The 24,219-nt window shown below is 63.5% G+C and carries 18 protein-coding genes and 1 pseudogene; 7 read left to right on the top strand and 12 right to left on the bottom strand.

The features are described from left to right. Positions 1–166 precede the first annotated feature (166 nt). The 6 genes from BMW89_RS35700 to BMW89_RS35725 form a co-directional block, all read right to left on the bottom strand. Positions 167–1,039 (bottom strand): amino acid ABC transporter substrate-binding protein, encoded by an 873-nt coding sequence (locus BMW89_RS35700; protein WP_092035024.1) that lies wholly within the window; start codon positions 1,037–1,039, stop codon positions 167–169. 72 nt (positions 1,040–1,111) lie between these two features. Beyond that, positions 1,112–2,182: an NAD/NADP octopine/nopaline dehydrogenase family protein gene (locus BMW89_RS35705; RefSeq protein WP_092035025.1), complete on the bottom strand. Its 1,071-nt coding sequence runs from the start codon at positions 2,180–2,182 to the stop codon at positions 1,112–1,114. A 53-nt stretch (positions 2,183–2,235) separates the two neighbouring features. Next, positions 2,236–2,964 (bottom strand): amino acid ABC transporter ATP-binding protein, encoded by a 729-nt coding sequence (locus BMW89_RS35710; protein ID WP_092035026.1) that lies wholly within the window; start codon positions 2,962–2,964, stop codon positions 2,236–2,238. Beyond that, entirely contained in the window at positions 2,961–3,617 is a 657-nt protein-coding gene (locus BMW89_RS35715; protein WP_092035027.1) for an amino acid ABC transporter permease, read from the bottom strand. Before BMW89_RS35715 ends, BMW89_RS35710 begins: the two co-directional genes overlap by 4 nt. Continuing rightward, the gene (locus BMW89_RS35720; protein ID WP_244547770.1) at positions 3,614–4,432 is read right to left on the bottom strand and encodes an amino acid ABC transporter permease; all 819 of its coding nucleotides are present in this window, start codon (positions 4,430–4,432) and stop codon (positions 3,614–3,616) included. Before BMW89_RS35720 ends, BMW89_RS35715 begins: the two co-directional genes overlap by 4 nt. A gap of 109 nt (positions 4,433–4,541) precedes the next feature. Further along, positions 4,542–7,184 (bottom strand): bifunctional diguanylate cyclase/phosphodiesterase, encoded by a 2,643-nt coding sequence (locus BMW89_RS35725; RefSeq protein WP_244547771.1) that lies wholly within the window; start codon positions 7,182–7,184, stop codon positions 4,542–4,544. Positions 7,185–7,423: 239 nt separating this feature from the next. On the opposite strand from BMW89_RS35725, the gene BMW89_RS35730 reads away from it, so the two are divergent. Then, on the top strand, positions 7,424–8,227 hold the full coding sequence (locus tag BMW89_RS35730; protein WP_092035030.1) for a PstS family phosphate ABC transporter substrate-binding protein: 804 nt from the start codon (positions 7,424–7,426) through the stop codon (positions 8,225–8,227). Between the two features lie 47 nt (positions 8,228–8,274). On the opposite strand, the gene BMW89_RS35735 is transcribed toward BMW89_RS35730, so the two are convergent. The 3 genes and pseudogenes from BMW89_RS35735 to BMW89_RS35745 form a co-directional block, all read right to left on the bottom strand. Then, positions 8,275–9,285: a 2Fe-2S iron-sulfur cluster-binding protein gene (locus BMW89_RS35735; RefSeq protein ID WP_092035031.1), complete on the bottom strand. Its 1,011-nt coding sequence runs from the start codon at positions 9,283–9,285 to the stop codon at positions 8,275–8,277. A 147-nt stretch (positions 9,286–9,432) separates the two neighbouring features. Continuing rightward, positions 9,433–11,181: an ethylbenzene dehydrogenase-related protein gene (locus BMW89_RS35740; RefSeq protein WP_092035032.1), complete on the bottom strand. Its 1,749-nt coding sequence runs from the start codon at positions 11,179–11,181 to the stop codon at positions 9,433–9,435. A gap of 192 nt (positions 11,182–11,373) precedes the next feature. Next, a pseudogene (locus BMW89_RS35745) lies at positions 11,374–11,573 on the bottom strand (transposase); the annotation flags it as partial. Positions 11,574–11,689: 116 nt separating this feature from the next. On the opposite strand from BMW89_RS35745, the gene BMW89_RS35750 reads away from it, so the two are divergent. Further along, the gene (locus tag BMW89_RS35750) at positions 11,690–12,592 is read left to right on the top strand and encodes a hypothetical protein (protein WP_092035033.1); all 903 of its coding nucleotides are present in this window, start codon (positions 11,690–11,692) and stop codon (positions 12,590–12,592) included. 294 nt (positions 12,593–12,886) lie between these two features. Then, on the top strand, positions 12,887–15,592 hold the full coding sequence (locus BMW89_RS35760) for a T6SS phospholipase effector Tle1-like catalytic domain-containing protein (protein ID WP_092035034.1): 2,706 nt from the start codon (positions 12,887–12,889) through the stop codon (positions 15,590–15,592). Positions 15,593–15,857: 265 nt separating this feature from the next. Here the strand turns inward: BMW89_RS35760 and BMW89_RS35765 are convergent, their stop codons facing one another. Then, on the bottom strand, positions 15,858–16,634 hold the full coding sequence (locus BMW89_RS35765) for an IclR family transcriptional regulator (protein ID WP_092035035.1): 777 nt from the start codon (positions 16,632–16,634) through the stop codon (positions 15,858–15,860). Between the two features lie 145 nt (positions 16,635–16,779). Here BMW89_RS35765 and BMW89_RS35770 point away from each other — a divergent pair, with 145 nt between their 5' ends. Genes BMW89_RS35770 through BMW89_RS35780 form a run of 3 tightly spaced genes read left to right on the top strand, consistent with a single transcriptional unit; the run spans position 16,780 to position 20,719 of the window. Further along, positions 16,780–17,571 (top strand): enoyl-CoA hydratase/isomerase family protein, encoded by a 792-nt coding sequence (locus tag BMW89_RS35770; protein WP_092035036.1) that lies wholly within the window; start codon positions 16,780–16,782, stop codon positions 17,569–17,571. 3 nt (positions 17,572–17,574) lie between these two features. Then, entirely contained in the window at positions 17,575–19,662 is a 2,088-nt protein-coding gene (locus BMW89_RS35775; protein ID WP_092035037.1) for an acetate--CoA ligase family protein, read from the top strand. A gap of 22 nt (positions 19,663–19,684) precedes the next feature. Then, complete coding sequence (locus BMW89_RS35780; protein WP_092035038.1) at positions 19,685–20,719, top strand: tripartite tricarboxylate transporter substrate binding protein; 1,035 nt, start codon at positions 19,685–19,687, stop codon at positions 20,717–20,719. Here the strand turns inward: BMW89_RS35780 and BMW89_RS35785 are convergent. Beyond that, entirely contained in the window at positions 20,691–21,635 is a 945-nt protein-coding gene (locus BMW89_RS35785) for a cobaltochelatase CobT-related protein (RefSeq protein ID WP_244547773.1), read from the bottom strand. The two genes, BMW89_RS35780 and BMW89_RS35785, sit on opposite strands and share 29 nt — an antisense overlap. A 233-nt stretch (positions 21,636–21,868) precedes the next feature. On the opposite strand from BMW89_RS35785, the gene BMW89_RS35790 reads away from it, so the two are divergent. Further along, on the top strand, positions 21,869–22,510 hold the full coding sequence (locus tag BMW89_RS35790) for a hypothetical protein (protein ID WP_143062885.1): 642 nt from the start codon (positions 21,869–21,871) through the stop codon (positions 22,508–22,510). A 117-nt stretch (positions 22,511–22,627) separates the two neighbouring features. On the opposite strand, the gene BMW89_RS35795 is transcribed toward BMW89_RS35790, so the two are convergent. Further along, on the bottom strand, positions 22,628–24,217 hold the full coding sequence (locus tag BMW89_RS35795) for a winged helix-turn-helix domain-containing tetratricopeptide repeat protein (protein WP_092035040.1): 1,590 nt from the start codon (positions 24,215–24,217) through the stop codon (positions 22,628–22,630). Positions 24,218–24,219: the final 2 nt, after the last annotated feature.

The following is a 24,219-nucleotide window of genomic DNA, read 5'->3' on the forward strand; positions in this document are numbered from 1 at the left end:
CATCGGCCACCTCGTCAGAGGCGTTCTGCCCGGCGAATGCAGCAACTACTTTGTTAATGCCGGATACGCTTCCATCAAAAAATGAAACGCTCTAGCCGGCGCCCGTCAGGCTGGCGGATCCGCTCTGCGGAAGGCGAGGCGAAACCGGCGCGATGTCAGGCCGGGCTCATTCGGCGTAGGACTGGGTGGACCACGCCGCCCTTAGTTTCGGCGAGACGTGAGCACCGAACTGTCCGAACCATTTGTTGAACAGCGCCTCGGCCTCGCCCGATTTGAACATCTTCCCCATGGAGTGGTTGACGATCCAGAGGATCGTCGGGTTGAGCTTGGGCACCATGAAGCCCTGGGGCGCATAGCCAAATTCGTCGCCGACGATTTCAAGCGTGTCCGGCTTCTTCGACTGCCGTATCAGCCCGAAGAAGGCGCCATTGTCGCTGAAATAAGCGTCGGCGCGCCGGGTCTCGACGGTGATCAGCCCGGCCGCGTGGTCATCGACGTTCACGATGCGGATGTTCAGCTTCTTTTCGGCGACGAGGTTTTTGAGGTCGGGCTCGCTACTGCCGCCGGTTGCCACGGCGACGATCTTGCCGTTCAAATCGTCATAGCTCTTGATGCCGGTGCTCTTGAGAACGAGCATCTGGCTCGACGAAACATAAGAGACCGACGAGAAGTCGACCTGCTTGTTGCGGCCGAAGGTGTTGACTGTGCCTTCGCATTCGAGGTCGATCGTGCCATTGGCGACGAGCGCCTGACGGTTCTGGATCGTGACCGGGACGTATTTGATCTTGATCTCCGGCAGCTTTAACTCGCTCTTGATGTCGTCGACGATGCGCGTGCAGAACTCGACCGAATAGCCGGTGGGATTCTTTTGGTCGTCGAGATAGCTGTAGGGAAACAAGGCGTCCCGGACGCCCATGGTGATGGTCTGGGTGTCGCGCAACTTCTTTACAATGGAGTCCACTTCCTGCGCCTCGGCAGACGAAGCCGCGAGACTGATGGCCAGGAACGCACCTGCGGCGGCAGCAAAATTGAGTGTCATGGGTCTCTCTCGGTTGTCGCGATCGCTCGCATGGTGATGCGCCCCCGCTGAGGGCAAGTGTCTAGTATGTGTCTAGTATCCTCCGCGTGCTCGCGCCTGGAGTTCCTCCCTCGTCATCTGCTCGAAGCCTAGCGCGGGCAAAAGGTCGTTATCTCCTGCGAAGTGGCGGCCGTAGGCCGCCGAAAGCATGGTCATCCCAGCCTCGTGCAACGTCGCTGGCCGCGCGACGAGCTGCCCGAGCAGCACCGTCGGCAGCAATCCGAAGGGCACGTCCTCGAGGACATAGCGGCTGTCCAGCGTCGCGGGGCCGAAGCCACCGCGCCCGCGGCTGTGTAGTTCGGCATTCATCTCGGCGATGCTGGCGACCGGAAGTTGATAGGAGTAGGCGTAGTGTTCGTGGATGGTCCGGACCGAAACGCCGAAGGCTTCGGCGATCGCCAGCCGTTCGGCGTCGAGCGCTTCCATCACACGCCCGACGGCGGGCGTGACGTTCTCCGCCTGCCCCCAGCGCTCGCCGCGCTCCATGCGCGTCAGGTTGAACAGGGCGATGGCGAGGTGGTTCTGCGGGTTGAGGTTGCTGAGCGCGATGGCGAGCAGCCCCTCGCGCTCGACGAAGCGGTCGCCAAACAGCGCGGCGCAGAGCGCGAGACCTTCGGCGCTGCCGCTTTGCGGTACCGTCGCGAGATCGATCTTCGAGCGCACCGAGTTAACGGCGACCTCGGTCGGCGAAGTCTTACGGCCGGTCGTCAGCGTCGTGCCCCAGGTGACGATAGGTGAACGGACTCCACGCGCCGCGAGCTGCCGCGAAAGATAGAGCGCGCCAAAGGAAGCGTGCGAGCTGATGATGATCGGCTGTCCATCCCGCAGGTGCAGCGCCGCGACATCGAGGGCCATCCTGTGGGCATAGCCCGGCATCGCGAGCATCACGACGTCAGCGTCGGCGATGGCTTCGGCGGCACCTTCGGCGATGCGCGGATGGAAGCTGGTCTCGATCGCCATCGTTGCCTGCAGCGGCTCTCCTGCCGCGAGGGCTTCCGTGCTCCGGCCGGAAGGCGACCACAGCATCGGGTCATGCCCGGCCGTCTTGAGATAGGCGGCGGCGCCGCAGGCGGCGGAGCCAGCTCCAAGAATACTTACGCGCATCGTGCGAGCGCCTTTTCTGGGTCTGATTTGGGAAGGGCGATCATCTCAGCCGCTCAATGCGTCAGGACGTTGGCGAGGAACTGTCTGGCCCGCTCCGAGGCGGGGGCGGTGAAGAACTGGGCCTTGGGCGTGTCCTCCACGATCTGGCCGCGGTCCATGAACAGCACGCGATCGGCGACGCGCTGGGCAAAACCCATCTCATGGGTCACGACCATCATGGTCATGCCTTCGAGCGCCAGCTCCTGCATCACTTCCAGCACCTCGTTGATCATTTCGGGGTCGAGCGCCGAGGTCGGCTCGTCGAACAGCATGGCCTGCGGATCCATGGCCAGCGCGCGGGCGATCGAGACGCGCTGCTGCTGTCCGCCTGAAAGCTGGCTGGGTCGGCTGTCCCGCTTGTCGCCGAGCCCTACTCGCGCCAGAATTTTCTCCGAGCGCGCATCCGCCTCCGCGCGCGAGCGCTTCAGCACATGGATTTGGGCCAGGCTGACGTTCTGCAACGCCGTCATGTGTGGATAGAGTTCGAAGCTCTGGAAGACCATGCCAATGCGAGAGCGCAGGGCCGGCAGGTCGGTCTTGGGCGAGGCGACGGAGACACCGTCCACGGTGATCGTGCCGCGATCGAACGGCACGAGCCCGTTGATGCATTTGATTAGCGTGCTCTTGCCGGAGCCGGACGGCCCGCAAACCACCACGACCTCGCCGAGGCTGACGGTCGCGGAGCAGGCGCGCAGGATGAGCTGGTTGCCGTAGGATTTGTGCACGTCTTCGATGACGATCATGACGGAAGGCCCTTCCTGTAGAACTCGGCGGCCTTCGTCGTGCCAAGGCAAATCACCAGATAAACCACCGCGACCAGCGCATACATCTCCGTGGCGCGCCCGTCGCGGGATGCGACGACGCTGGCCGCGGTCAGGAAATCATGCAGCGAGACGACATAGACCAGCGACGTGTCCTGGAAGACGATGACGATCTGGTTCAGGATCAGCGGCATCATCGCCCGCAGCGCTTGCGGCAGGATGATGAGGCGCAGCACCTGGACGCGCCGCAGCCCGGTCGCCAACCCCGCATCACTCTGTCCATTGCGAACGTTTGAGATGCCGGCGCGGACGATCTCGCAGTAGAACGCCGCCTCGAACAGCACGAAGGCCAGCAGTGCCGAGGTGAGTGACCCGACCGGCCTGCCGATGACGAGTGGCACGAGGAAGTAGAACCAGAACAGCACGAGCACCAGCGGCAGCGTGCGCATCACAGTGACGTAGGTCGAGGCGGAGACGGAGAGCAGCCGGTGCGAGGACAGCCGCATCAGCGCAAGCCCGAAGCCCAGGATCAGCCCCCCGACGGTCGCGACCAGGACGAGCAGCGCGCTGAGCGCCATGCCTTCCGCCAGAAACGCCGAGGAGCGGGCGATGATGCCCCAGTCGAAATCGCTCATGCCGGCGTCTTTCGCAGGGCTGCGCCGCCGATCCTGATGTCGATGAAGCGCATCAGTCCAGTCACGCACAGGCCGATGACGAGGTAGCCGATCGTCGCGAAGGTGAAGGCCTCGAAACCCTGGAAGGTGTAGTTCTCGACATGGCGGCTCTGCGCGGTGAGTTCGAGGACGCCAATCGTGAGGCTGAGAGAGGAGAGCTTGACGGTGATCAGGAATTCCGAGGTCAGCGGCCCGACGATAGCGCGCAGGCCCAGCGGCAGCACGATCAGCCGGTAGGCCTGCGCCGGGCGCAGCCCCGTCGCCAGCGCTGCCGGCATCAGCGGGGCGCCCACCGCCTCGATTCCGGCGCGGACCTGCTCGGCGACGCGCGAACCTGCAAAGAGGCCGATCGCCACGACTGCAGTGACGACCTCCGGATAGGGCAGATCCCGCTTGAGCCAGAGCCCGAATGAATCGGGGACGACTTCAGGTAGCACGAAATACCAGAGAAAGAGCTGCACGAGTGGCGGAACGTTGCGGAAGACGTCGATATAGATTCCGGCCAGCAGCCGGGCACTTCGCGAAGGGGCGCTCCGGGCGGCTCCGGCCAGGAGGCCGATCGTGAGCGCGACGGCCCAGCTGGCAAGGCTGATAATCACGGTCCACAGCAGGCCGCTCCACAGCCAACCCATATAGGTATCTTTGAAGAGGATCGACCAGTCCCAACGGTAATTCATCTCGCGGGAGCCCTGTCGGGCAATATCTCCGCGCTGCAGCGCGGGTCTCGGTCGTCCATTGGCGCCCCTTGAATTCCACTCCCGGAATGATTCCGCCATCGATTGAATATTGTCAAACGTGCCGGTTACAGGCGGCGGGCCAATTGGCACCATTCTGGAAGGAGGCGCCTACGATCGGGAAGCCCAAGAACGTTCAGCGTGCGCACCGTCAGCGTCGCGCGTTCCAGCCGGCCGCAGTCTGCCGCTCCGCTCCGTTTCGCCTGGGCACGACTTCGACCGCCGAAGCCAAAAGGCTCGGCCGGAGCAGGACGGCGAACTCTTCGAGTGGTAGCGCCGGAGAAAAAATATAACCTTGCGCCATGGTCGCGCCGTTTTCGGCCGCGAACCGAAGGTCTTCGGCCGTTTCGACGCCTTCTACGACCGTTTCGAACCCCAATTCGTCCGCAAGTCCGAGCGCCAGGCGAAGGATCGTCTGCTTTTCGCGGTCTTCCGCGACACCCGCCACGAGCGTGCGATCGAGCTTCACGGCGTCGAAGGGGAGCCTCGCCAACGTCGAAAGATTCGAATAGCCGGCTCCGAAATCGTCCATTGCGAAGCGTATGCCCAATTGCCTGAGCAGGCTTATTCTCTCGCGCACGACATCAGGATTGCGCATCGCGACCGACTCCGTGACCTCGATCTCGAGGTGTCGCGGCGGGAAGTCGGCCTCGCGAACGGACGTGACGATATCCTTGATGAATAGCGGGTCCTCGATGTCCGACGCCGCGACATTGACGGCGAGCACGAGGTTCGAGCCGGCCCGGATCAAGCCCCCGATTTCGGCGAGCGCGCGCCTGAGCACGAAGCGGTCGAGCTCCATGATGAGGCCGATCTCTTCCGCGATCTTGATGAAGCGCTGAGGAGAAATGTTGCCCTCCTTCGGGTGATGCCAGCGCGCCAGCGCCTCCACCCCCAGGATGCGGCCATCCGCGCAGGACACCTTGGGCTGGTAGTGGACGACGAGCTCTTCATTGCGGATCGCCAAGGCGAGATCGGTTTCGAGCGCATGGCGGGAACGCGCGACCTCTGCGAGATCCGGAGTGAAGAACGCGTAGGTATTGCGTCCCGAGCTCTTCGCGACGTACATCGCAAGGTCGGCGCGGATCAGGAGATCGTCATAGATTGTGCCGTGGGTCGGATAGATCGCAATGCCGATGCTGACGCCGATGGTCGCATGGTTGTTCTGGAGCTTGAAGGAAACCTGCAGCGTCTCGATCATCTCGCGGGCCCCGAGGCTCGCTGCCTCGACCGTCTTCACCCCAGCGATGATGGCGACGAACTCGTCGCCCCCGACCCGGGCGAGCAGACATTTGCCGGGAGCGCCCTTGGACGTCAGAAAATTGCTCAAGCGCTCGGCCACCAACCTGAGCAGTTCGTCGCCAGCCTTGTGCCCGAAAGTGTCGTTGATGGATTTGAAGCCATCGAGGTCGAGGAAGAACAACGCTCCGCCCTCTTGCGCGTCGATGAGCGCCGGCGCATCGACGCGCATCTTCTCCCGATTGGGAAGGCAGCTCACCGTGTCGTAGAAAGCGAGCTGACGAATTCGTCGCGTGCTGGCCCGCAAATGCGTCAGCATTCGCTCGAACGCGAGGCCGAGGCCGAGAACCTCGCCGATGCCTGTTGCGCGGAACGGCACGTCGAGATTGCCACCAGCGATTTCCTGGGCGGTCTTGGCGAGCGCCGAAAGTCCTTTGGTGAGGTGCCTCACGGCGGCCAATAGTGCGACGACCAAGGCACCGAGCGCCAGCGCCGCAGATGCCAGGAACTGCCACATCAGCGAACGTGTATGGGCTGCGCCAATCTGGAACATCTGATCGCGTGTCGTCGTCACGAGCGATGCGCTCGCGAACGTACACACCTTGAGCGTCGCCTCGTAATCGACACAGCGCGCGACGTAGTTGCCGTCATCCGAGTGCTGCAGCCCGGTCAAACGCGTCCTGGCACCGCTGAATCTCGCCCCTTCAGGCCCCGCGGAAGACACGATCTCGTTGTCACCCGCAATGATGACCACGCCGGCATTGGCCAGCGACGTGAAGTTCTCGAGAGTCCGCTCCGTGCGCCCGAGTGGTCGGATGGCGGCAAGCGCGCCGATGAGGTCGCCGAAGTCGTCGAACACGGGCTCGATCGCGGTGTGGGCTATGGTGTGGCGCTGCGGCAGGCCGAGCGCTGACAATTCGCCCAATTTGAGCTCATAGGTGCCTTCCTCACCCTGCGGGTGCGAGCGGCTATTATTCTTGAGGATCGCGCCGAGATTGACAGAGAGGGCGGGACCCTCGAGCGCCCGGTTCAGCGCGAGGAGGTCGAGGGGCGTGTTGGCGCCGATCACACGACCGGTTTCGTCGAAGGCGATCAGCCTTTCGAAGCCGGAGGTCGAAGCAACGATGCTGAGCAGTTCGCGGATAGTCACATCGTTGTTCGAGGCGACCGCCTTGGCCACGTCGGCGCGCTGGGAGATCTGACGCAGGCGAGAGGCGGTTTCCGCGCCCAGGACCTCGATTCGCGCTCGCGCCAGCTGCGCCTCGCCGTCGAGGCGATGAGCGAGTTGGTCTTCCGAGAGATCACCCAGTGCTGCAGCCTGGTGCCTCAGTTGCTGCTGCAGGCGTAGCGCCGTCAAGCCACCGATAAGGCCGAGCCCGAGGACGCCGGTCGCGAGCACGACGGCAACAAGGCGCATGGCGATAGACGAGGGCAAACCCGGAACCCCGGACGGAACGGCCCAACGACGCCAGCGGGGTGGCGCCCTCGATGCCTTTGCAATATCCGCGTCAGTCGCCACCACCGCCAGCACCCTGAACTTGCGGGGGCCGGTCAATGTCGCTTACTGAGGCCCCCAACTAAGCGTTTTCGGGCCGACCCTAGACGCGTGAACCATTCAAAATCGTCTATTTCTCGTCTATTTGTGGCTGGTTAATTAGCAACCGGTTTTTCGAAACCATCGAATTTTATGCATTCTGTCCGTAACAGATAATTTCAGAAGGCACGGCATTGCGACAACAGATGGTTTAGGTTTCTTTGCCAGATTGCGCACCTCGTGGTTCGAAGGGATTTGCAATGGCATTTGCGAGGATCACGGCGGCAATTTTGGGCCTCTGCCTTGTGGGGGTGAATGCCGCTAGCGCCGAAACACGCAAACTCGACATCGTCGGGACCGGAGACGGCATCGATGTCCTGCGCGTCATCGCCGCGAGCTTCATGCAGCAGGAAGGATCGGCACGGGTCGAGGTCCCGCCGAGCATCGGTTCTGGCGGCGGCATCGCGGCCGTGGGGTCCGGCAAGGCGACCTTGGGGCGCGTCGCACGCCGCCTGACCGACGCTGAAGCGGCTTCCGGCATCGTCTACAAGGCGATCGCCCGCCTGCCCTCGGCTTTCATCGTCCATCCCGGCTGTGGAGTGAGTGCCGTCACAAGCGATCAGCTCGTTGGGATCTATTCGGGCCGCATCGCAAATTGGAAGGAGCTGGGCGGCGCCGATATACGCATCCGCGTCGTGCGGCGCGAGGACCAGGACAGCACTCTCACCGGGCTACGGGCCAGCATGCCCGGCTGGCGGGATCTCGAGATCACCGAGAAATCGAAGACGGCAACGACCACACAGGAAGCGATCGAGACGGTTCGCGATGTTCAAGGAGCGATCGGCTTCGGTCCCTTCTCGCGGCCGTTGGAACAGGGGCTCACGGTACTTCGCGTGGACGGCCACTACCCGACCGACGCGGATTATCCCTCGAGCGTGGTGCTGGCGCTGATCCATTTGAATACGTTGCAGGATCCGGACGCCTTGGCCTTTCTACGCTTCACCGATACGCAGAAGGCGGCCGACGTCGTCACCGGCCTCGGCAGTTTGCCCGTCAAGCCGTGAGCCGCCGGGGCTCGCTGGCCGCCGGCGCTGCCGAGCTCGGCATCGGCTCACAGACCGGGGCGATGAGGCTGCTCCCGGCCTCGCCATAGATGGGTGATTTTGTCCATCAGCGATGAGGTTTGAGAGCTCGGCAGGAAAGGATCGGCGTAGCATTGCGCATTGGCCGAGCGCGCCTTGTTCTTCACGATCTCGACGAGACCAACGGGGCCGGCGACGTAGACCGTATCCTCCAGCCCGAGCAGGGGCAGGTAGTGCGATGGGCGCCCGGGCCTGATCGGCAGGGTGGATCCGACCTCCGTCGTCGCGATGACGTCGCGGACACCGTCGTCGATCAGCCACTGCAACGAGGGAAGCATATAGAGGTTATCGGCATCCCGGCTGCCGGCGACGACCGCAATCTCGCGGTTGCGCTGGGTCGAGCGCGCCGAGCGGGCGAGTGCCCAGATCGGGGCCCAGCCTGCTCCGCCGGCGACCAGCACCAGCGGCCCCTGGCCCTGTCGCAGATAGGCTTGTCCGAAGGGGCCTTGCACATGCGCCGCATGGCCGGGCCTGATGGCCTTGCCGATCTGCCCCGACACGGTGCCGTCGGGCAGGCGCCGGATGTGGAAGACGAGTTCGACTTGCTTGGAGGAACCATCGAGCCTGAAGGTCGGGCTGAACTCGCGCGCGGGATAGCCGGAAAACTTGACGCGCACATATTGGCCCGGCCGAAACTCGAGCGGCGCCGAGGTCGTCAGCACGACCTCGACGATCTCCGGCGAGAGCTCGTTGATCTCGGTGACGGCGCATGCCCGCTTCATCGGGAGCGGCAATTCTTCGAATTCGATCTCCGCATCGCCCGCGACCGCGGCCTGGCAGGCGAGCACCGTGCGGCCATGGCCCGTGCCGCCGTCATCGACCGAGCCCGAAACGACCGTCACCCGGCAGCTCTGACATTGTCCCGATCTGCAGTCGTGTGGAATGAGGATCGAGCCGCCGAGCGCCGCGTCGATCAGGCTTTCGCCGGCGCGGGCTTCGACGGACTTGCCGTTGAGGACGAGCCGATAATGCCTCTTCATCGCGAGGCCTCTCGGCGCTGCGAATTTCGGCGAGCAGGCCGCTGCTCGCCGAGCCAGAATGCGTTGCGCGGATGAGGGCGAAGCCATGCTTCGGCGCAGCCGCGCCGTGGTGGCCTCCGGTCGCGCTCGTCGCCTCCCATGAGATGCCTATTTCTGCGTGACGACAAGCACCGGGCGGTTATGGGTCGCATGCCGCGTCTGCGTATGGTCGAAGACAGCGACCCACATGTAGAGATCGTGCCCTGGCACGAAGGCTTTGTCATATCTGCCATCGCTTTTCATGTTGCGCGTCAGCTCGAGCGTCCAATGTCCGTTGCTCCATTTTGAAACACCGGCGATATTGGCCCGCTCTCCGTCGTTGTCGCCAGCAATAATCACGCCGGGCAGGATCGTGCCGACGGGAATCCTCGCGTCGGCCTCTGGCGTGTAGGGTTCGCTCTCCCGGTCGAACATGTACCAGCGGCCGTTCTCGTCGTCGCTGCTGTTGGGATCGAGATTGAATTTGCCGAGGGCTGCGACCTGCGCCTTCCAGTCCTTGGGAAGCCGCTGAACCGTGACGGGCCCTTTGTCGTTGCTGCGGATGAACTTGAAGTTATACGAATAAAGAGAGCGACCGGGCTTGTTCCAATAGCCGCCCTGGTAGCGGGCATCGTAATTTTGCTCGTCCAGGGTCGGAGCGTAGGGCGGACCGATATATTGGCTGTCGACACGCCCGAGCAGGCCCCCGCGCGACGCCTTCCACTGCCACATGTCGATGTAGCTGCCATCCGTCGTGAAGTGGAAGCCCCGGCCGTTGATCGGCATCGGTTTGCCGGGCAGCGGGTTGACGCCGAGACTCGTCGCGCCTGCGCCGCCGAGCGATGGATTATCCGATAAAATGACCGACAGTTTATCCTCGTAGAAGTCGACGGCGTCTTGCAGGCCCGCACGCTCGTCGAGGACGTGCCAGCCATCCTCTTTCTTGATGATCGGAATGCGGCGCAGCGAGCGCGTGGGATCGTCCCAGCGGAAGGCGAAATAGATCTTCTGCCCGTCGTGCAGGGCGCGCACCTCCACGACCGATTCGCCCGATCCGTCGAGATTGGCACCCTGCTGCGTGCGGATGACGACGGGGCGCGCGCGCGACCAGGCGGGATCGCCCATGGCGCCGTCCAGCTTGGGCGCCTCGCTCACCCGTGCGACGACGAGCGTATCGCGCGTCGCCCAGTCGAGCCCGGCGACACCGCACGCGACTGCCACCCCGATTGCAGCGGCGACGAGAAGAGGCCTCGGCCGCACGGCCTTCGTGATCGCGAGCGGCTCCGGCCGAAACAGGCGGAAGATCTGCAGCCAGCCGCCATAGAGAAAATGCGCGGCGATATGCGCGAAGATATAGACGAGCCCGACGAAGGCGGCGGTCGAGTGGAGATAAGCCCACCAGCCGCCATAGCCGAGATACATCATGACGCCCGTCCCCGTGAGGAAGATCACGAGCGCATAGACGAACCAGTGCAGGATGACGTTGACGGCTCCCCATTTGAGGCGAGCCGGAGCGCGCATCGCGAGGATCCGCGTCTTCTTGGGGCTGTTGCGCTCGACGAGGCCGCTGCGCGCGAGGTAGGCGACGTAGGCCGCCCCGCAGAAGAAGACGGCGAGCCCTGCGAGCAAATGCCAGGAAAAGATTTCGCCTTGCGGCAGGACTGGAGCGAGCCATTTCGAGAACGGGGCGCTCATCGCGTCCGCTGCGATGCGTATGCCGGTCACGAGGCTTACGATGAACGCGATCGCGGTCGCCCAATGGAGCGTTATCGTCCCGACATCCGTGCGTGGCGGGCTTTCTCCAGTCTTTGTTTGAGCGAGGTTTCTTTCGGCCAAGGCGTCGGCGTTCTTTCGAGCGGTGACATCGTTCATTTGCATAAAGCTTACCCATGGTAAACCGGCAGAGCTACAGTGTCCGCTTTTCGCTTCTCCCCGGAAAGGCGGACAGCTGCGATCAAGCTACCTAGCGATATCTTAAGCAAGTTATCAACTCTGGCGAGATGGCTCGTTTCGCGACAACTCGTCCCGGGTCGGCCGTCCTTTGGACATTCGAGAGGGCGCGAGCATCACCTGGTCGAAGGCGATCAGGCGGCTGTTGGCGATGGCAACGCGGTGGGTGTAGCGCGACAGATAGGCGAGCACGGCCTCGGGCCCGCCGAGCGGGCGCTTTGCCTAGACGACCCACTCCGCTTGCGCAGGGCGCCAGAAAGGCTGCGAAGCATTTGGGATTTGGCGAGATGGGCGTGGTCGCCGAAGAAGCCAAGGCAGCCGGCAACGATCATGATCCCAATCAAAGCGGTAGCTTGAATTTATATAACAACTTCAATTATGTATGAGTTCGCGCGTTGTTTTGAATGGCGCGCCATTTGCGAGAGTAAGTCGTCCCATGCCTAGTATCGATCGTCTGCTCTCCTGCCTCCTTCTCTTCCTTGCATTCGCAGCCGTCCCGGCGCTTCCCGTGCGCGCGGCCGAAACCTGCCCGTTCATCAGCGCCCAGGATCTCGCCCGCGCCATGCCGGCGCTCAAATGGTCACTGATTTCAAATCAGGACGGCCGCGGCTGCATCTACCAGGGCGGGCGCGGCGACACGATGATGCTGACCGTGTTCCGCAATCCTGACAAGGACCGCGCCCGGGAATTGTACGCGACCTTCGTCAAGACGCTTGGCGAGCGCATGCCGCTCAACGCAGTCACGGGGACCGGCGAGGAAGGTCAGGGCGGAACGACCGCCGCCGGCGCGGAGCGCCAGGAGGCCTCGGTCGTCGCCTTGTCCGGCGACTACATCCTGCAGATCAGCATCTATCCGACCGGCCGGCGTGCCGACGGCGCGCTGCTCGGACCGATCACCGAAGCCGCGCGAATTGCCATCGCCAGCGTGGGCAAGAGCAGCGAGCGGTTCGGCAATTGCGAGTGGCTGACTGCCGCGGATGCCGACGGCTTTCTCGACAACGGCACGCTGACGGTTCAGCGGACCGGCGCCGGCAGCTGCATGATGTTCGATCGCGAGGCGAACACCATGACCGTCGCGGTGATCGCGACCTCGCGCGACACCGCCGTCGGCATGATGAAACGTCCGGGCCCGTGCAAACATGTGGCGATAGCCGAGCTCGGCAGTGAAGCGTTCGGCGAGCATTCCTGCACCAAGGGCAACGGCAACGCCGTCACCATCTATGTCTGGAAGAACGGCAGGCAGGCTTCGATCCTGTTCGCGCCCGTCAAGCCGCATCCCGAGTCCGGCTCGGTCGAGCGCCTCAAGGCGGTCGCCGGGCGCGTCTATGGAAAATTGTAACGGCGCCGGCGTGACATGGCCGGCGTCCGCCCGGAATTCAGCTGGATAGAACGTCAGACTGCGAATCCGAGGGGAGGACGTTCGATCGTTCCCGGAGAAGGTAATCGCGGTGTTATGGCGCACCCACGTCGTGCTTGACCAAAAAGCCAGCACAACCTAGAGTTTGGTGCAAGTAAGCCGGGGGGCTGGCGGGCAGCAGAGTGAGAGCGCATACGACGCCGGTCCGCCCGGCGATCTGGCTGCGCGCTGGACCGATCTTCCTGTGCGAAACGAACGTATTCGCGAGGGGACAGGATGGCTCAGGAGTCCGCTCTTACGTCACGTGAAGCTGTCGACGACAGACCAAGCGCGACCGGCGTCTCCGCGACGGCATCTTCCGAACGCAAGATCGTCATCTTCGCCGACGGAACGGGAAATGCGTTCTCGACGCAGGAGTCGAACATCTGGCGCCTTTACGAAGCGCTCGACCGCACGAAGCCCGATCAGGTCGCCTATTATATCAAAGGTGTCGGCACCGCCGGTTGGAAGCCGTTTGCGGTTCTCGACGGCATGACGGGTATCGGCGTTCCGTCGAATGTTCGCACGCTCTATCGCTTTCTGTGCTGGAACTGGAAGCCGGGCGACAAGATCTACATTTTCGGCTTCAGCCGGGGCGCCTTCACGGCACGCACGCTCGCAGGGTTGATCGCGTCGGAAGGTCTCGTTCCCACCGCGATAGGCGGTCAGGGCGTCTCGCAATCCGATATGGAACGCAATGCGATGTCGGCCTGGCGAGCTTATCGCAGCAAGAGCGTGAAGTCGTGGCAAGTGTGGCCGACCGTGTCGGCCGCCCGATGGTTTCGCGATGTGATTCTCTGCGCCAAGCAAAAGACGATCGGGAAGCTGCTCGGACATCGCTCGTATGACGAAGTCCAGGCAGAGATGAAAGAGGATGCGGAAATCGCCGAAAGGAGGCGGGACAACGTTCACGTCGAGTTCCTCGGCGTGTTCGATACGGTGGAAGCGTTCGGCGTGCCGATCGAGGAGCTCCGCGTCGCGATCGACTACGTGATATGGCCGATCTCTTTCCGCAACGGGAAGCCCAATCCGAAGATCAAACGCATTCGTCATGCGCTGGCCCTCGATGATGAGCGCACGACTTTTCATCCGATTCGCTTCGACCATAGCGACGAGACAGACGCGCAAAAGCAGGCTGGACGCATCAAGGAGGCCTGGTTCGCCGGCGTACATTCCGATGTCGGTGGCGGTTATCCGGATGGCAATCTGTCATATGTCCCGCTGACCTGGATGGCTGGCCAGGTCGAGAACGATTTGCGTTTCCAGCCCAACCGTATCGATCACTTCCGCGCGTATCAGTCGGTGATCGGGCCGGTGCACGACTCGAGGGCGGGTACCGCGATCATGTATCGCTACAGTCCGAGGCCCATAAAGGGCGGTGCTGACTACGGTGGATCACCGGTGGTTCACCACAGTGTCGTTAGCCGCATGTTGTACGGCTGCGACAATTACGCGCCGATCACCCTTCCGGCTGATGCTCGTGTCTGGCTGCCGGGTACGACCGGTGACACCGCAGATCTAGCGCAGCCTGCGCAGCAGCGTACTCAGACGGACTTGCAGCCGCTGGTCGACGCGAGCAAGGCTCGTCAGGAGAACGCAGCGGCAGGGAAGGAGGCAATTGGGCAGTTGCCGCCTCCCGAGTCAAAGATCGTGCAGCTTACCCTCGACATTGTCTGGTGGCGCCGCGTCTCCTATTTCGTGCTGCTGTTTCTGTTGGCCGTGGTGCTCGCATGGCCGAAGCTCACCTCGGAGATCGTCGCAGGCCTGAGATCCCTGGCTGAATTGGTGCGTCTTGGCTGGCTTTTTGGAAGGTTGGAGGAGGGCAACGACAGGATCGTTCGCGTGCTCGAACTTCCATTCGATGTCATCAAGACGTTTCTGCCCTCGGCAGCGGGCGTATGGGTCGATACGGCGCGGACATATCCGCTGCTGACCATCGTCCTCGCGCTCTTGATCTATTTCGCGCTGCGATGGGCGACATCGCTTCGCGATCAAATCCACGCCCGTGCACGCCTGGCATGGTTTCATCCGGGTCGGAAGGTCGCAGACGATGAACGCAAGGCGACGTTGAAAGAAGAACGGGATCCCTCGCTCAGCTTTGCCCGTAAAAGACGTCAGGGGTGGCTCTCCAACGGCCTGGCGAAGCTGTTCTCGACATGGATATTCCCGGGAGCGCTTCTGCTCAGCCTGTTCGCGGCGCTTGTGGTCGTCAGCGGCCGCTCGGCGTTCAACTGGTACGCGGGTCGCGGAACGCCCATGTGCGCGAGCGCAGGCGAAGATGTCGTAACCGAGCAGTTAGTGCAGGCAAAGGGTCTGTTCGCGACAAGCTCGATGTGCTGGGGAAGCGGCCTTTTCCTCGAGAAGGATCGCAAGTACCGCATACTCATCAAGGTGAAGGAGCCCTGGTTCGATCGCACGATCATGTCGGGCGCGAACGGCTTCCGGCGCTCGCTGTTCAGCGCGCACGGGCTCGCTCTGCCAGTTCGCCGGTGGTACGGAGCCGACTGGTTCCAACCAATCGCGCGTGTCGGCAAGTGGGGTACCGAAGAGCTTCCGCTTGTTGCCGTCAATCAAATGCCGGCGGATGAGTCGCCACGAAAGAGTCCTCCAAAGCTCGAGAACGATCTTCCGGATCACGTGGACTACAGTCCGACCGCCAAGATGACGGAGGACAATCGAAACCCGGGATGCCGCTTGCTCGCGTTCGATCGGATCGATCCGTCGGCCCTGCCCAAGGCGAGGGAGACCTGGAAGCAACAGGGATTTGCCGAGGAATTTGTGGCGGAGTTCATCGCGCCTGAATCGGGCGAGCTGTTCCTTTATCTGAACGACGCTATCCAGATCTTGCCCTTCCTCGGACCTTATGACTGCTATTACGGCAACAACAGTGGTTCTGCGGAGGTTTTCCTGAAGCGCGTGCCGATGCCGTCGATGTCGAATTGAGCTGGGTGGTCGGGGAATGAGCCAGCGGTAAGGTCTTGCTCGCGTGATGTCCCGTCCTTGGTCAGTTCGACGTCCATCGCCGGTGCGTGCCTTTCGCCGACATAGGCGTCCTTGTCCTCCGGCACCGGCTGTCCGCACGCCGCCAGCAATGGCAGGGCCGCAAGGAATAACCAAAGACGTTCGCTCTCTCATATGTCGCTCGACAGTAATTGGCGCCACTGAGATGCGGTCGCCTCCTTCTTCGTCGGCCATCGCGTCATTCGGGTTAACGGCCCGCAAGCACCTCCTTGCACTTGGCCGCGAAGGCGTTGAGGTACGCGCCCATCTCGCTCGCCAGCGCGTCGGACCGATCGACGTTTTGCAGGCTCATGTTGAGGACGTAGACCGGAAGCCCCTCAAGCACGATGGGCGTTGCGACGGCAAGAACGGCAGGTTGCCACGACACGGCACAATAGCCGTCGCGTTCGACGGAGCCGATCGATGTCCTGAGGTCCGCGAGCAGCGCCTTCGTGGCCGCAGCGCTGCGCCGTCTGAACAGTTTCAGCAATCGCTCGCGCTCGGCCGCGGTAATGCCGGCGAGATAGGCACGACCGAGCGACGTCAACTCCATCGGCACCTGCTGCCCGGCGACCACGTTGCGCAGCGCCGCGCGGGGGCTGTAGCGGATCGATTCGAGATACACCATCATGGTTCGATCCGCGGTCGCGAGCCCGACGTTGAGCCGGCGCTTCGCAGACTCGGCCCGCATCATCGCTCCGATCGCGTTGAGCACGGGTGATCCTGTCCGCATCGCGTGGCCGATGCTGATGACGGACGCGGCAAGGCGGTAGGTCCGCTCGGCGCGGACTTCGTCGAGCATCCCGGAATTGACCAGCGTTCGTGTCAGTCGGCTGACCGTCGATCGCGGCAATCCGGTTCGCTCCGCAATCTCGCCGTTGCCGAGCGTGTCGACGCCGGGACGGAAAGCGCGCAGGATTTCGACGCCCCTTTCGAGCGACCGGTTGCCATCGACCCCGCCCGCATATCTGCGCGCCTGCGCCACATTCTGCCTCCCAAATCATTCCCATGAAGTCATTTCCACTAAGTGGAATTAGGGGGATGTTCCGGAGGTTGCAAGCCGCTATAGGCACAGGGAAGAAAAATGCCCGGCCGCGCACGGCTCAACGACTCCAGCCACGGAGCTTGCCATGTCCTATCAGCTGATCGAATTTTCGGTCGAAGCCGGTATCGCGACGATTGCTTTCAACCGGCCGGAACGGCGCAACGCCATGAGCGACGACATGCGCGCCGAGTTCGTCAGTGCGCTCGAAACCGTGTCCCGCGATCAAGCGATCAAGGCCCTGGTGCTGACCGGGCGCGGCAACGCCTTCTGTGCCGGCGGTGATATCAGCGGCATGAAGCGCCGGCTCGCGGCGCCGCAGGGTGAAGTTGCATTCAACGGATGGAGCCGGCAGCAGGGCGTGCACCACGTGCAGTCGTTCCTGCTGGGCCTGCCGAAGCCGACCATCGCCGCCGTCAACGGCGCCGCGGCGGGCCTCGGTGCGGACACCGCGCTGGCCTGCGACTTCGTCATGGGGACGGAACGATCGAAATTCACCTGGTCCTACATCAAGCGCGGCTTGATACCCGACGGCGGCGGCCTGTATTTCCTGCCGCGCCGGGTGGGGCTTCCGAAGGCCAAGGAACTGATCTTCACCGGGCGCATGGTCGAGGCCGACGAAGCGCTCTCGCTCGGCATCGTCGATCGCAAGGTGGCCTCGACCGAGCTCCTGCCGGCCGCGCAGGCCTGGGCGGCCGAACTGGCTCAGGGGTCTCCCACCGCGCTGGCGCTGGGCAAGAAGATCCTGAATGAAACCTTTGAACATTCCGCGCACGACATTTTCAGTCTCGGCAGCCAGGCGCAGGCCATCTGCTATACGAGCGCGGAGCATCGGGACGCCGTGGCGGCGTTCCTCGCGCAATCCGCGTCGAAGGATTGAGCGATGGATGCGATCGAACGCCTGATCCGACCGCGCAGCGTCGCAATCATCGGCGCGTCAGGAGACCCGAGCAAGACGTCGGGGCGGCCTGTCTCTTATCTCAGGAAGCATGGCTTTGCGGGTGCGATCTATCCCGTCAATCCGAAGGTCGCAGACATCGGCGGTCTGGCCTGCTACCCCGACGTCGCTTCGCTGCCGGATGTGCCTGACGTCGGCATTGTCTTGCTTGGCGCGGAGCGCGCGCACATCGCGGTGCGCGAATTGTCCGAGCGGGGCGCTGCCGCGGCGATCGTTCTTGCCAGCGGCTACACCGAAACCGGAGCGGAAGGCGCCGAGCGTCAGAAGCAGCTGATGGAAGCCGCCGGATCCATGCGGCTTCTCGGGCCGAACACGATCGGCCTCGTCAATCTCACCGACAACATCGTGCTGTCGGCCTCCGGCGCGCTGGCGATGGATCACTTCCCGACAGGCGCGATCGGGCTGGTCTCGCAAAGCGGCGGCATTCTCGGCGCCTTGTTGTCGCGCGCGGCGGCGCGCGGGGTCGGGCTGTCAAAGCTGGTGTCGACCAGCAACGAAGCCGATCTCGAACTCGCCGACTTCATCGACTTTCTTGCCGACGACAGCGCGACCAGGGTCATCGCGCTCTATGTCGAGGCGATCCGCAACCCGGGTCGCTTTCGGGAAGCGGTCCTCAAGGCGCGAGCTGCCGGCAAACCCGTCGTCGCCTTCAAGATCGGGCGATCGGAAGCGGGTGCAAAGGCGGCCGTCTCGCACACAGGCGCGCTGGCGGGCTCCGACCGGATGTACGACGCCCTGTTCAGGCAGCTCGGCGTCATCCGCGCGAAAACGTTTGAAGACCTGCTCGACATTCCCGCAGCCCTGGCGGCGGGACGGAAGCTTTCCGGCCGGCGTGTGGCGATCCTTACCTCGACCGGCGGCGCCGGCACGATCGTGTCCGACAGTCTCGGCGTCGCCGGCTTTACGACACCCGCTCCCGACACCGAGACGGCTGCGCAATTGCGCAGCCTCCAGTCGGGATCGCACGCCACGCTCGATCGTAATCCGATCGACGTGACCTTGGCGGGTCTGCAGCCGGATCTGCTTCGCGCCGCCATCCGCATCCTGCTCGCAAGTCCATCCTACGATGCGCTGACCATTATTGTCGGCTCCTCAGCCGTGGGATCGCCGACCCTGATGGCCGACGCCATCCACGACTGCCTGCCGATGAGCGACAAGCCCGTCATTGCCTATGTGAGTCCCCACGCCCCCGACGTGGCCTCCGCCCTCACCCGGCGAGGCGTTCCGGCCTATACGTCCGCCGAGAGCTGCGCTGCTGCGCTCGACGGGCTTTTGCAGGCCGCAATGCCGAAGCAAATCCAGACATCCGGCGCGATCGCGCCGGCGGTCGATGTCAGCGACTTTCCGGCTGGATCGCTGGATGAGGCACAGGCCAAAACCTTGTTCGCCCGTTTCGGGGTTCCCGTCGTGGCGGAGAAGATGGTCGCAACATCGGCCGAAGCTGAACAGGCGGCGCGCCACTTTGGTGGCCGGGTCGTGCTCAAGATTCTTTCGCACGAGATCGCGCACAAGAGTGACGTCGGCGGCGTCGCGGTCAACCTGACCAGCGATGCGATTGGCGACCGCCTGACCGTGATGGCGGAGGAGGTCGAGGCCAGGACCGGAAAGCGATCCGAACGGTTTTTGGTTCAGGAGATGATCTCGGGTGGCGTCGAAATCATTCTCGGGATGCATCGCGATCCCCTGGGGACAGCGATCCTTCTCGGCATGGGCGGCGTCACCGCCGAGCTGTTCAAGGACACGACGATGCGTCTGCTCCCGCCGGAAGGCGGCCTCGATCTGTCCGAGGCTCAAGCGATGGCGCGCGATCTCGTCACATGGCCGTTGCTGGACGGTTTTCGAGGCCGGCCGAAATGCGATGTCGAAGCGCTCGCGAGAGCGATCGTCGCTTTCTCGCGCATGGTTGCGCAACTCGGCGACCGCCTCGCCGAGGCTGAAATCAATCCGGTGTTTGTGCTTCCGGCCGGCCAGGGCGTGAAGGCGGCAGACGGATTGGTTGTTCTCAATGTCTGAACGAAATCGGGTGGAGCTCCAGATGGCCATTGGCGAAATCATCAATTACGACGGCGCCCGCAAGAAGGGTTTCGCCATGCGGCGTTGGTTAGACCTCGTCATCCTCGCCTGCACCGTCTTGCCGCTCGTCGCAGGGCTGGGAATTGCGCCGGCGCGCGCCGAATATCCCGACAAGATCGTCAAGATCGTGGTGCCTTTCGCAGCCGGTGGCGGGACCGACATCATCGCGCGAACGACGGCGCAGGAAGTCCAGGCGGACCTGGGCAAACCCGTCATCATCGAGAACAAGCCGGGCGCCGGAACCATCATCGGAACCCAGACCGTGGCCACCAGCGAGCCCGACGGCTATTCGCTGCTGATGGCGACCTTCGCGCACGCGGTCAACCCGAGCCTGTACAACAAGCTGCCGTTCGATCCGCACAAGGATTTCGCGGCGGTCTCGCTGATCGCGCGGTCTTTCAATATCGTCGTCGTCAATCCGATATCGAAGATCAACTCGATCTCCGATTTGATCACTGAAGCCAAGGCCAATCCGGGCAAGCTCAATTTCGGGACGTTCGGCACCGGCACCTCGGCTCATCTCGCGGGCGAGCTGTTCAATGCGATGGCGAAGGTCAAGATGACGGCGGTGCCCTACAAGGGCGCGGCGCCAGCGATCAGCGATCTCCTGGGTGGACAGATCGACGTGATGTTCACCACCGTGGCAAGCGCAGCCTCGCTGGTGGCCGCAGGTCAGCTCCGGGCGCTGGCTGTCACATCCGCCGAGCGTTCGACGGCATTTCCGCAGTTGCCGACCGTCGCCGAGGCGGGGGTACCGGGCTATGCCGCGGAGTCGTGGTACGGATTGTACGCTCCGGCCAAGACACCCGCTGCCGTGATTGCGCGCTTGAATCAGGCGGTCGCAAAGGCGGTTCAGTCCGGTGGCTTCAAGCAACTCGAGGCAAACGAAGGCCTCATCATGGTTGGCGGCTCTCCGGAACAGCTCGATCGCTATGTCGGGCAGGAGGAGGACCGCTGGCGCAAGCTGGTCAAGGACGCGAACATCGAGGTGCAATAAGCAGCCGGTTGATGAGCTGAACCAGGGTGTTCTCCAGCTCTTCGGGAGAGCTGATGGTGATGCCTTCCTTGTAGCACTGCTCGACCGGGTGGCCGATGCCGATGGCCGCAAGCCTGATGTCGCCGGCCTGCTCGATCTCGCCGGTGACGCGACGCAAATGGCGGTCCAGATAGCCCGCGCCATTCGCGAGCAATGTGGAATCATCGACCGGCGCACCATCGGACAGCACGACCAGATATTTCCGCTGTTCTTCGCGCCGGCGCAGGCGCGACGCAGCCCATGCGATGGCTTCGCCGTCGATGTTCTCCTTGACGAGGTCGGGCCGCAGCATGGCGGCACAGGTTCGCGCGCTCAATTTCTCGCCCGCGCTGCAATAGATGACGTGCAGCAGGTCGTTCAGGCGCCCGGGATAGGGGGGCTGGCGGTCGCTCAGCCATTTTTCGCGGCTCCGGCCGCCCTTCCAGCGCGCGGTCGTGAAACCGAGCACTTCGTGCTTGGCTCCGATTCTGTCGAGCAGGTCGGAGGCGACCAGCGCAGCCCTGGCCGCGAACAGCATCGGTTGTCCGCGCATCGACCCGGAATGATCGATGAGCAATGACACGATCGTATCAGCAGCATCAGGAGCGGGGCTGTCTTGCGGCTGGGCCGTCGCCATGCGCGCACGCTGTGCAGCAAGGTCCGCTTCGAGGGCGTACAGCGGTCCGGGATCGACCGCAGGAAAGCGCTCGGCCCAGCGCCGGTCAGACTCGGGGAGCTCCGCCAGAACCGCATCCAAATCGTCGGCCTTGGTCTCCACGTCAAAGTCTCGGGTATAGACCTGATAAGGCCTATCGGGATCGAGCCGGACCGCGCGTTGCCGCGATCTCCGAAGCGATGGCAAAAAGCTCAACGCCATGAGAGCAACGAGCGCCGTCAAGAAAGCATTACGCCAAAACAACCCGGGCTCCAGTGATCTCGACTGGCCTGCATGATGGCCTCAGTGTGAGCCCGGTGCAATTGCGCTCGTCAGTGCCTGCAATTCGTCCCGCACCCGGCGCAAGCCTCACGCAAGCATGCGCGCCGCGTTCAAACGCGGATCGCGCAATTCCGGGTTGAGTTTGCGGCGGGCGCAATTATCATCCTGCTCCCGCTCCTCGCCAGAAAGCCCAGATGTCCGATCCTCGCACACGGTCCGCGGCCTGCAATTTGATCTGTGTCGTCGCCGCGATCCTGCTATCCGCCCTCGCCGCTCATGCCGGAGAAGCAAAATGGTCTCCATTGTGGGACGCCCTGGCGAAGCGACCCGATGCAAAGGTCATTGATGGCGTCAATGACAAGGGCGAGGCGACGCGGCGTATCGAGCTCGCATCGGGGGTGTCGTTCTCTTTGGAGCACCATGGAGATCGGATCTCGAGCGTGGGGACGGACACCAGCGGGCGCGGCGCTGTGCAATGCAGCTGGGAGATCTATGTCGGCGTTCGCGCCTACACCGAAGCCTGCTTCCCGGGCGAAGACCGGAGCTTTGAAGCCGATCTCGACGACGCGATCGATCGCATGAACGATTTTATCGTCGAGAACAGCCTCGTGCCCGTGACCAAGGCGCAGCTCCAGGACGCTGTCGGGCTGCGCAAACGGCAGGCCATAGAATCCGTGAGCGGGCCATCCGAGGATGATCGCCGCAAGCGATGCGAAGCCAATGCTGTCGGGCCCATGGCCAGTGCGTTCCGGTCGACTTCGCACGACAAGCGGGTTTCGACCTTGAACACGCTGTTGTCGGCCAAGCGGCCGCCGGTGATGAACCCCTGCCTCTGATTGCCGCCTCACCTCCTGGCCGAAAATTTCGGCATCCCGGAGCAGGAGCTGGCGCGCTTCGCGCTGAGGGGGACGATCATCACTGCGCCGGCGTGATGGCCGGCCGCTCCATGCGGATCACTCAGGCAATCCCGCGCGCCGCAATCCTTCGCCGTATCGCCACGCGTCGTCCTGGCGGCGATAGGGGCCGTAGATCGCCTCAAGGTTGGACACGCGCTCGCCGGGATTGATCTGGAGCAGGCGGGCCACGGCCTTCTGCGCCGGCGCAAGTTGTCCGGCGAACGCATCCGCGGATGCACCGATGCGTAGCGCCGGCAGCAAATTCGGAGTGCCGCGCAAGGCCGCATTGGCCCAGGATGAGGCCTCGGTGTAGCGGCCGGCGAAGAAGTGGGCGTGAGCGGTCGCCACCTGCATCAGCGGCATCAGCGGATCGACCGGGCTGAGGCGCATCGCATACATGAGGTGCGCGACGGCGGCTTCAGGCTCACCCATCCAGCTCTTGATGAAGCCGGCGAAATAGGACGCCCACATCATGTTGGGATTGACGGCAAGCGCCTGCTCGATGCAAGCCGCGCCCGCGTCGAGGTCGCGGACGACATAGGCCAGTGCACCGGCGCTCGTTGCCAGCGCCAGCGCGTCGTCGCTGCCGAGGCGAATCGCATGACGGGCCAGCCGGTCGGCTTCGGCGATGTCGCGCGCGAGATCGTCGGTCGGCCACCGGTTGGTTCTGTCCTTGACGTAGCAATACGCGGCCATGCCGTAGGCGGATGCGAATTCCGGATCGAGCTCGATCGCGCGCTTGAACATCTGCAGGGCCTCGACATTGGCTTCGCGGATGGTGAACCGGTAGATCGCAGCGATGCCGCGCAGATAATATTCGTAGGCACCGAGGCTTTCGGTCGGCTTGCGCTTGGCGCGCTCGATCGCGGAGTGCTCGAGCTTCGGCACCAGCAGTCCGACCACCTGCCGTGCGATCTGGTCCTGCAAGTCGAAGATATCCTCGAGCGCACCGTCGAACCGGTCGGCCCACAGATGCGCGCCGGTCGACGCATCGATCAGCTGCGCGGTGATGCGCACCCGGTCGGCCGATCTGCGCACGCTGCCCTCCAGAACGAAGCTGACACCCAGCTCGCGGCCGATCTGCTTCACGTCGACGGAGCGGCCCTTGTAGGTGAAGCTGGAATTGCGCGCGATCACGAACAGGGAGCGAAAGCGCGACAGCGTCGTGATGATCTCCTCGACGACGCCGTCGGCGAAATATTCCTGCTCCGGGTCGCCGCTCATGTTCTGGAACGGCAGCACCGCGACGGCGGGCTGAGCCGGAAGCGAAAGCGCATCAGTTGCCGCACCAAAAATCGGGGATGGCGGCTCCGCGATTACGGAATCGTGCGCGTCCGCGCTCAGCGGACCGGCAAACCGGTAGCCATATTTGGGCAAGGTCTCGATCCAGCGTTCGCCGCCCGGCTCCTCGCCGAACACCCGGCGCAATGCCGCAACCTGCACTGGGAGATTGCTCTCCTCGACGATGAGGCCGGCCCACGCCGATTTGATCAGCGCATCCTTGGAGACCGGAACCCCCGCCTGTTCCACCAACACGCGCAGCACGGCGATCGCACGCTGGCCGAGCGCGACGGGAGCACTGCCGCGAAACAGGATTGCGGCGTCCGCATCGAGACGGAACGGACCGATGAAGTAAGTCGTGGTCATCG

This window comes from Bradyrhizobium sp. OK095, assembly GCF_900109945.1.
Classification (GTDB): domain Bacteria; phylum Pseudomonadota; class Alphaproteobacteria; order Rhizobiales; family Xanthobacteraceae; genus Bradyrhizobium.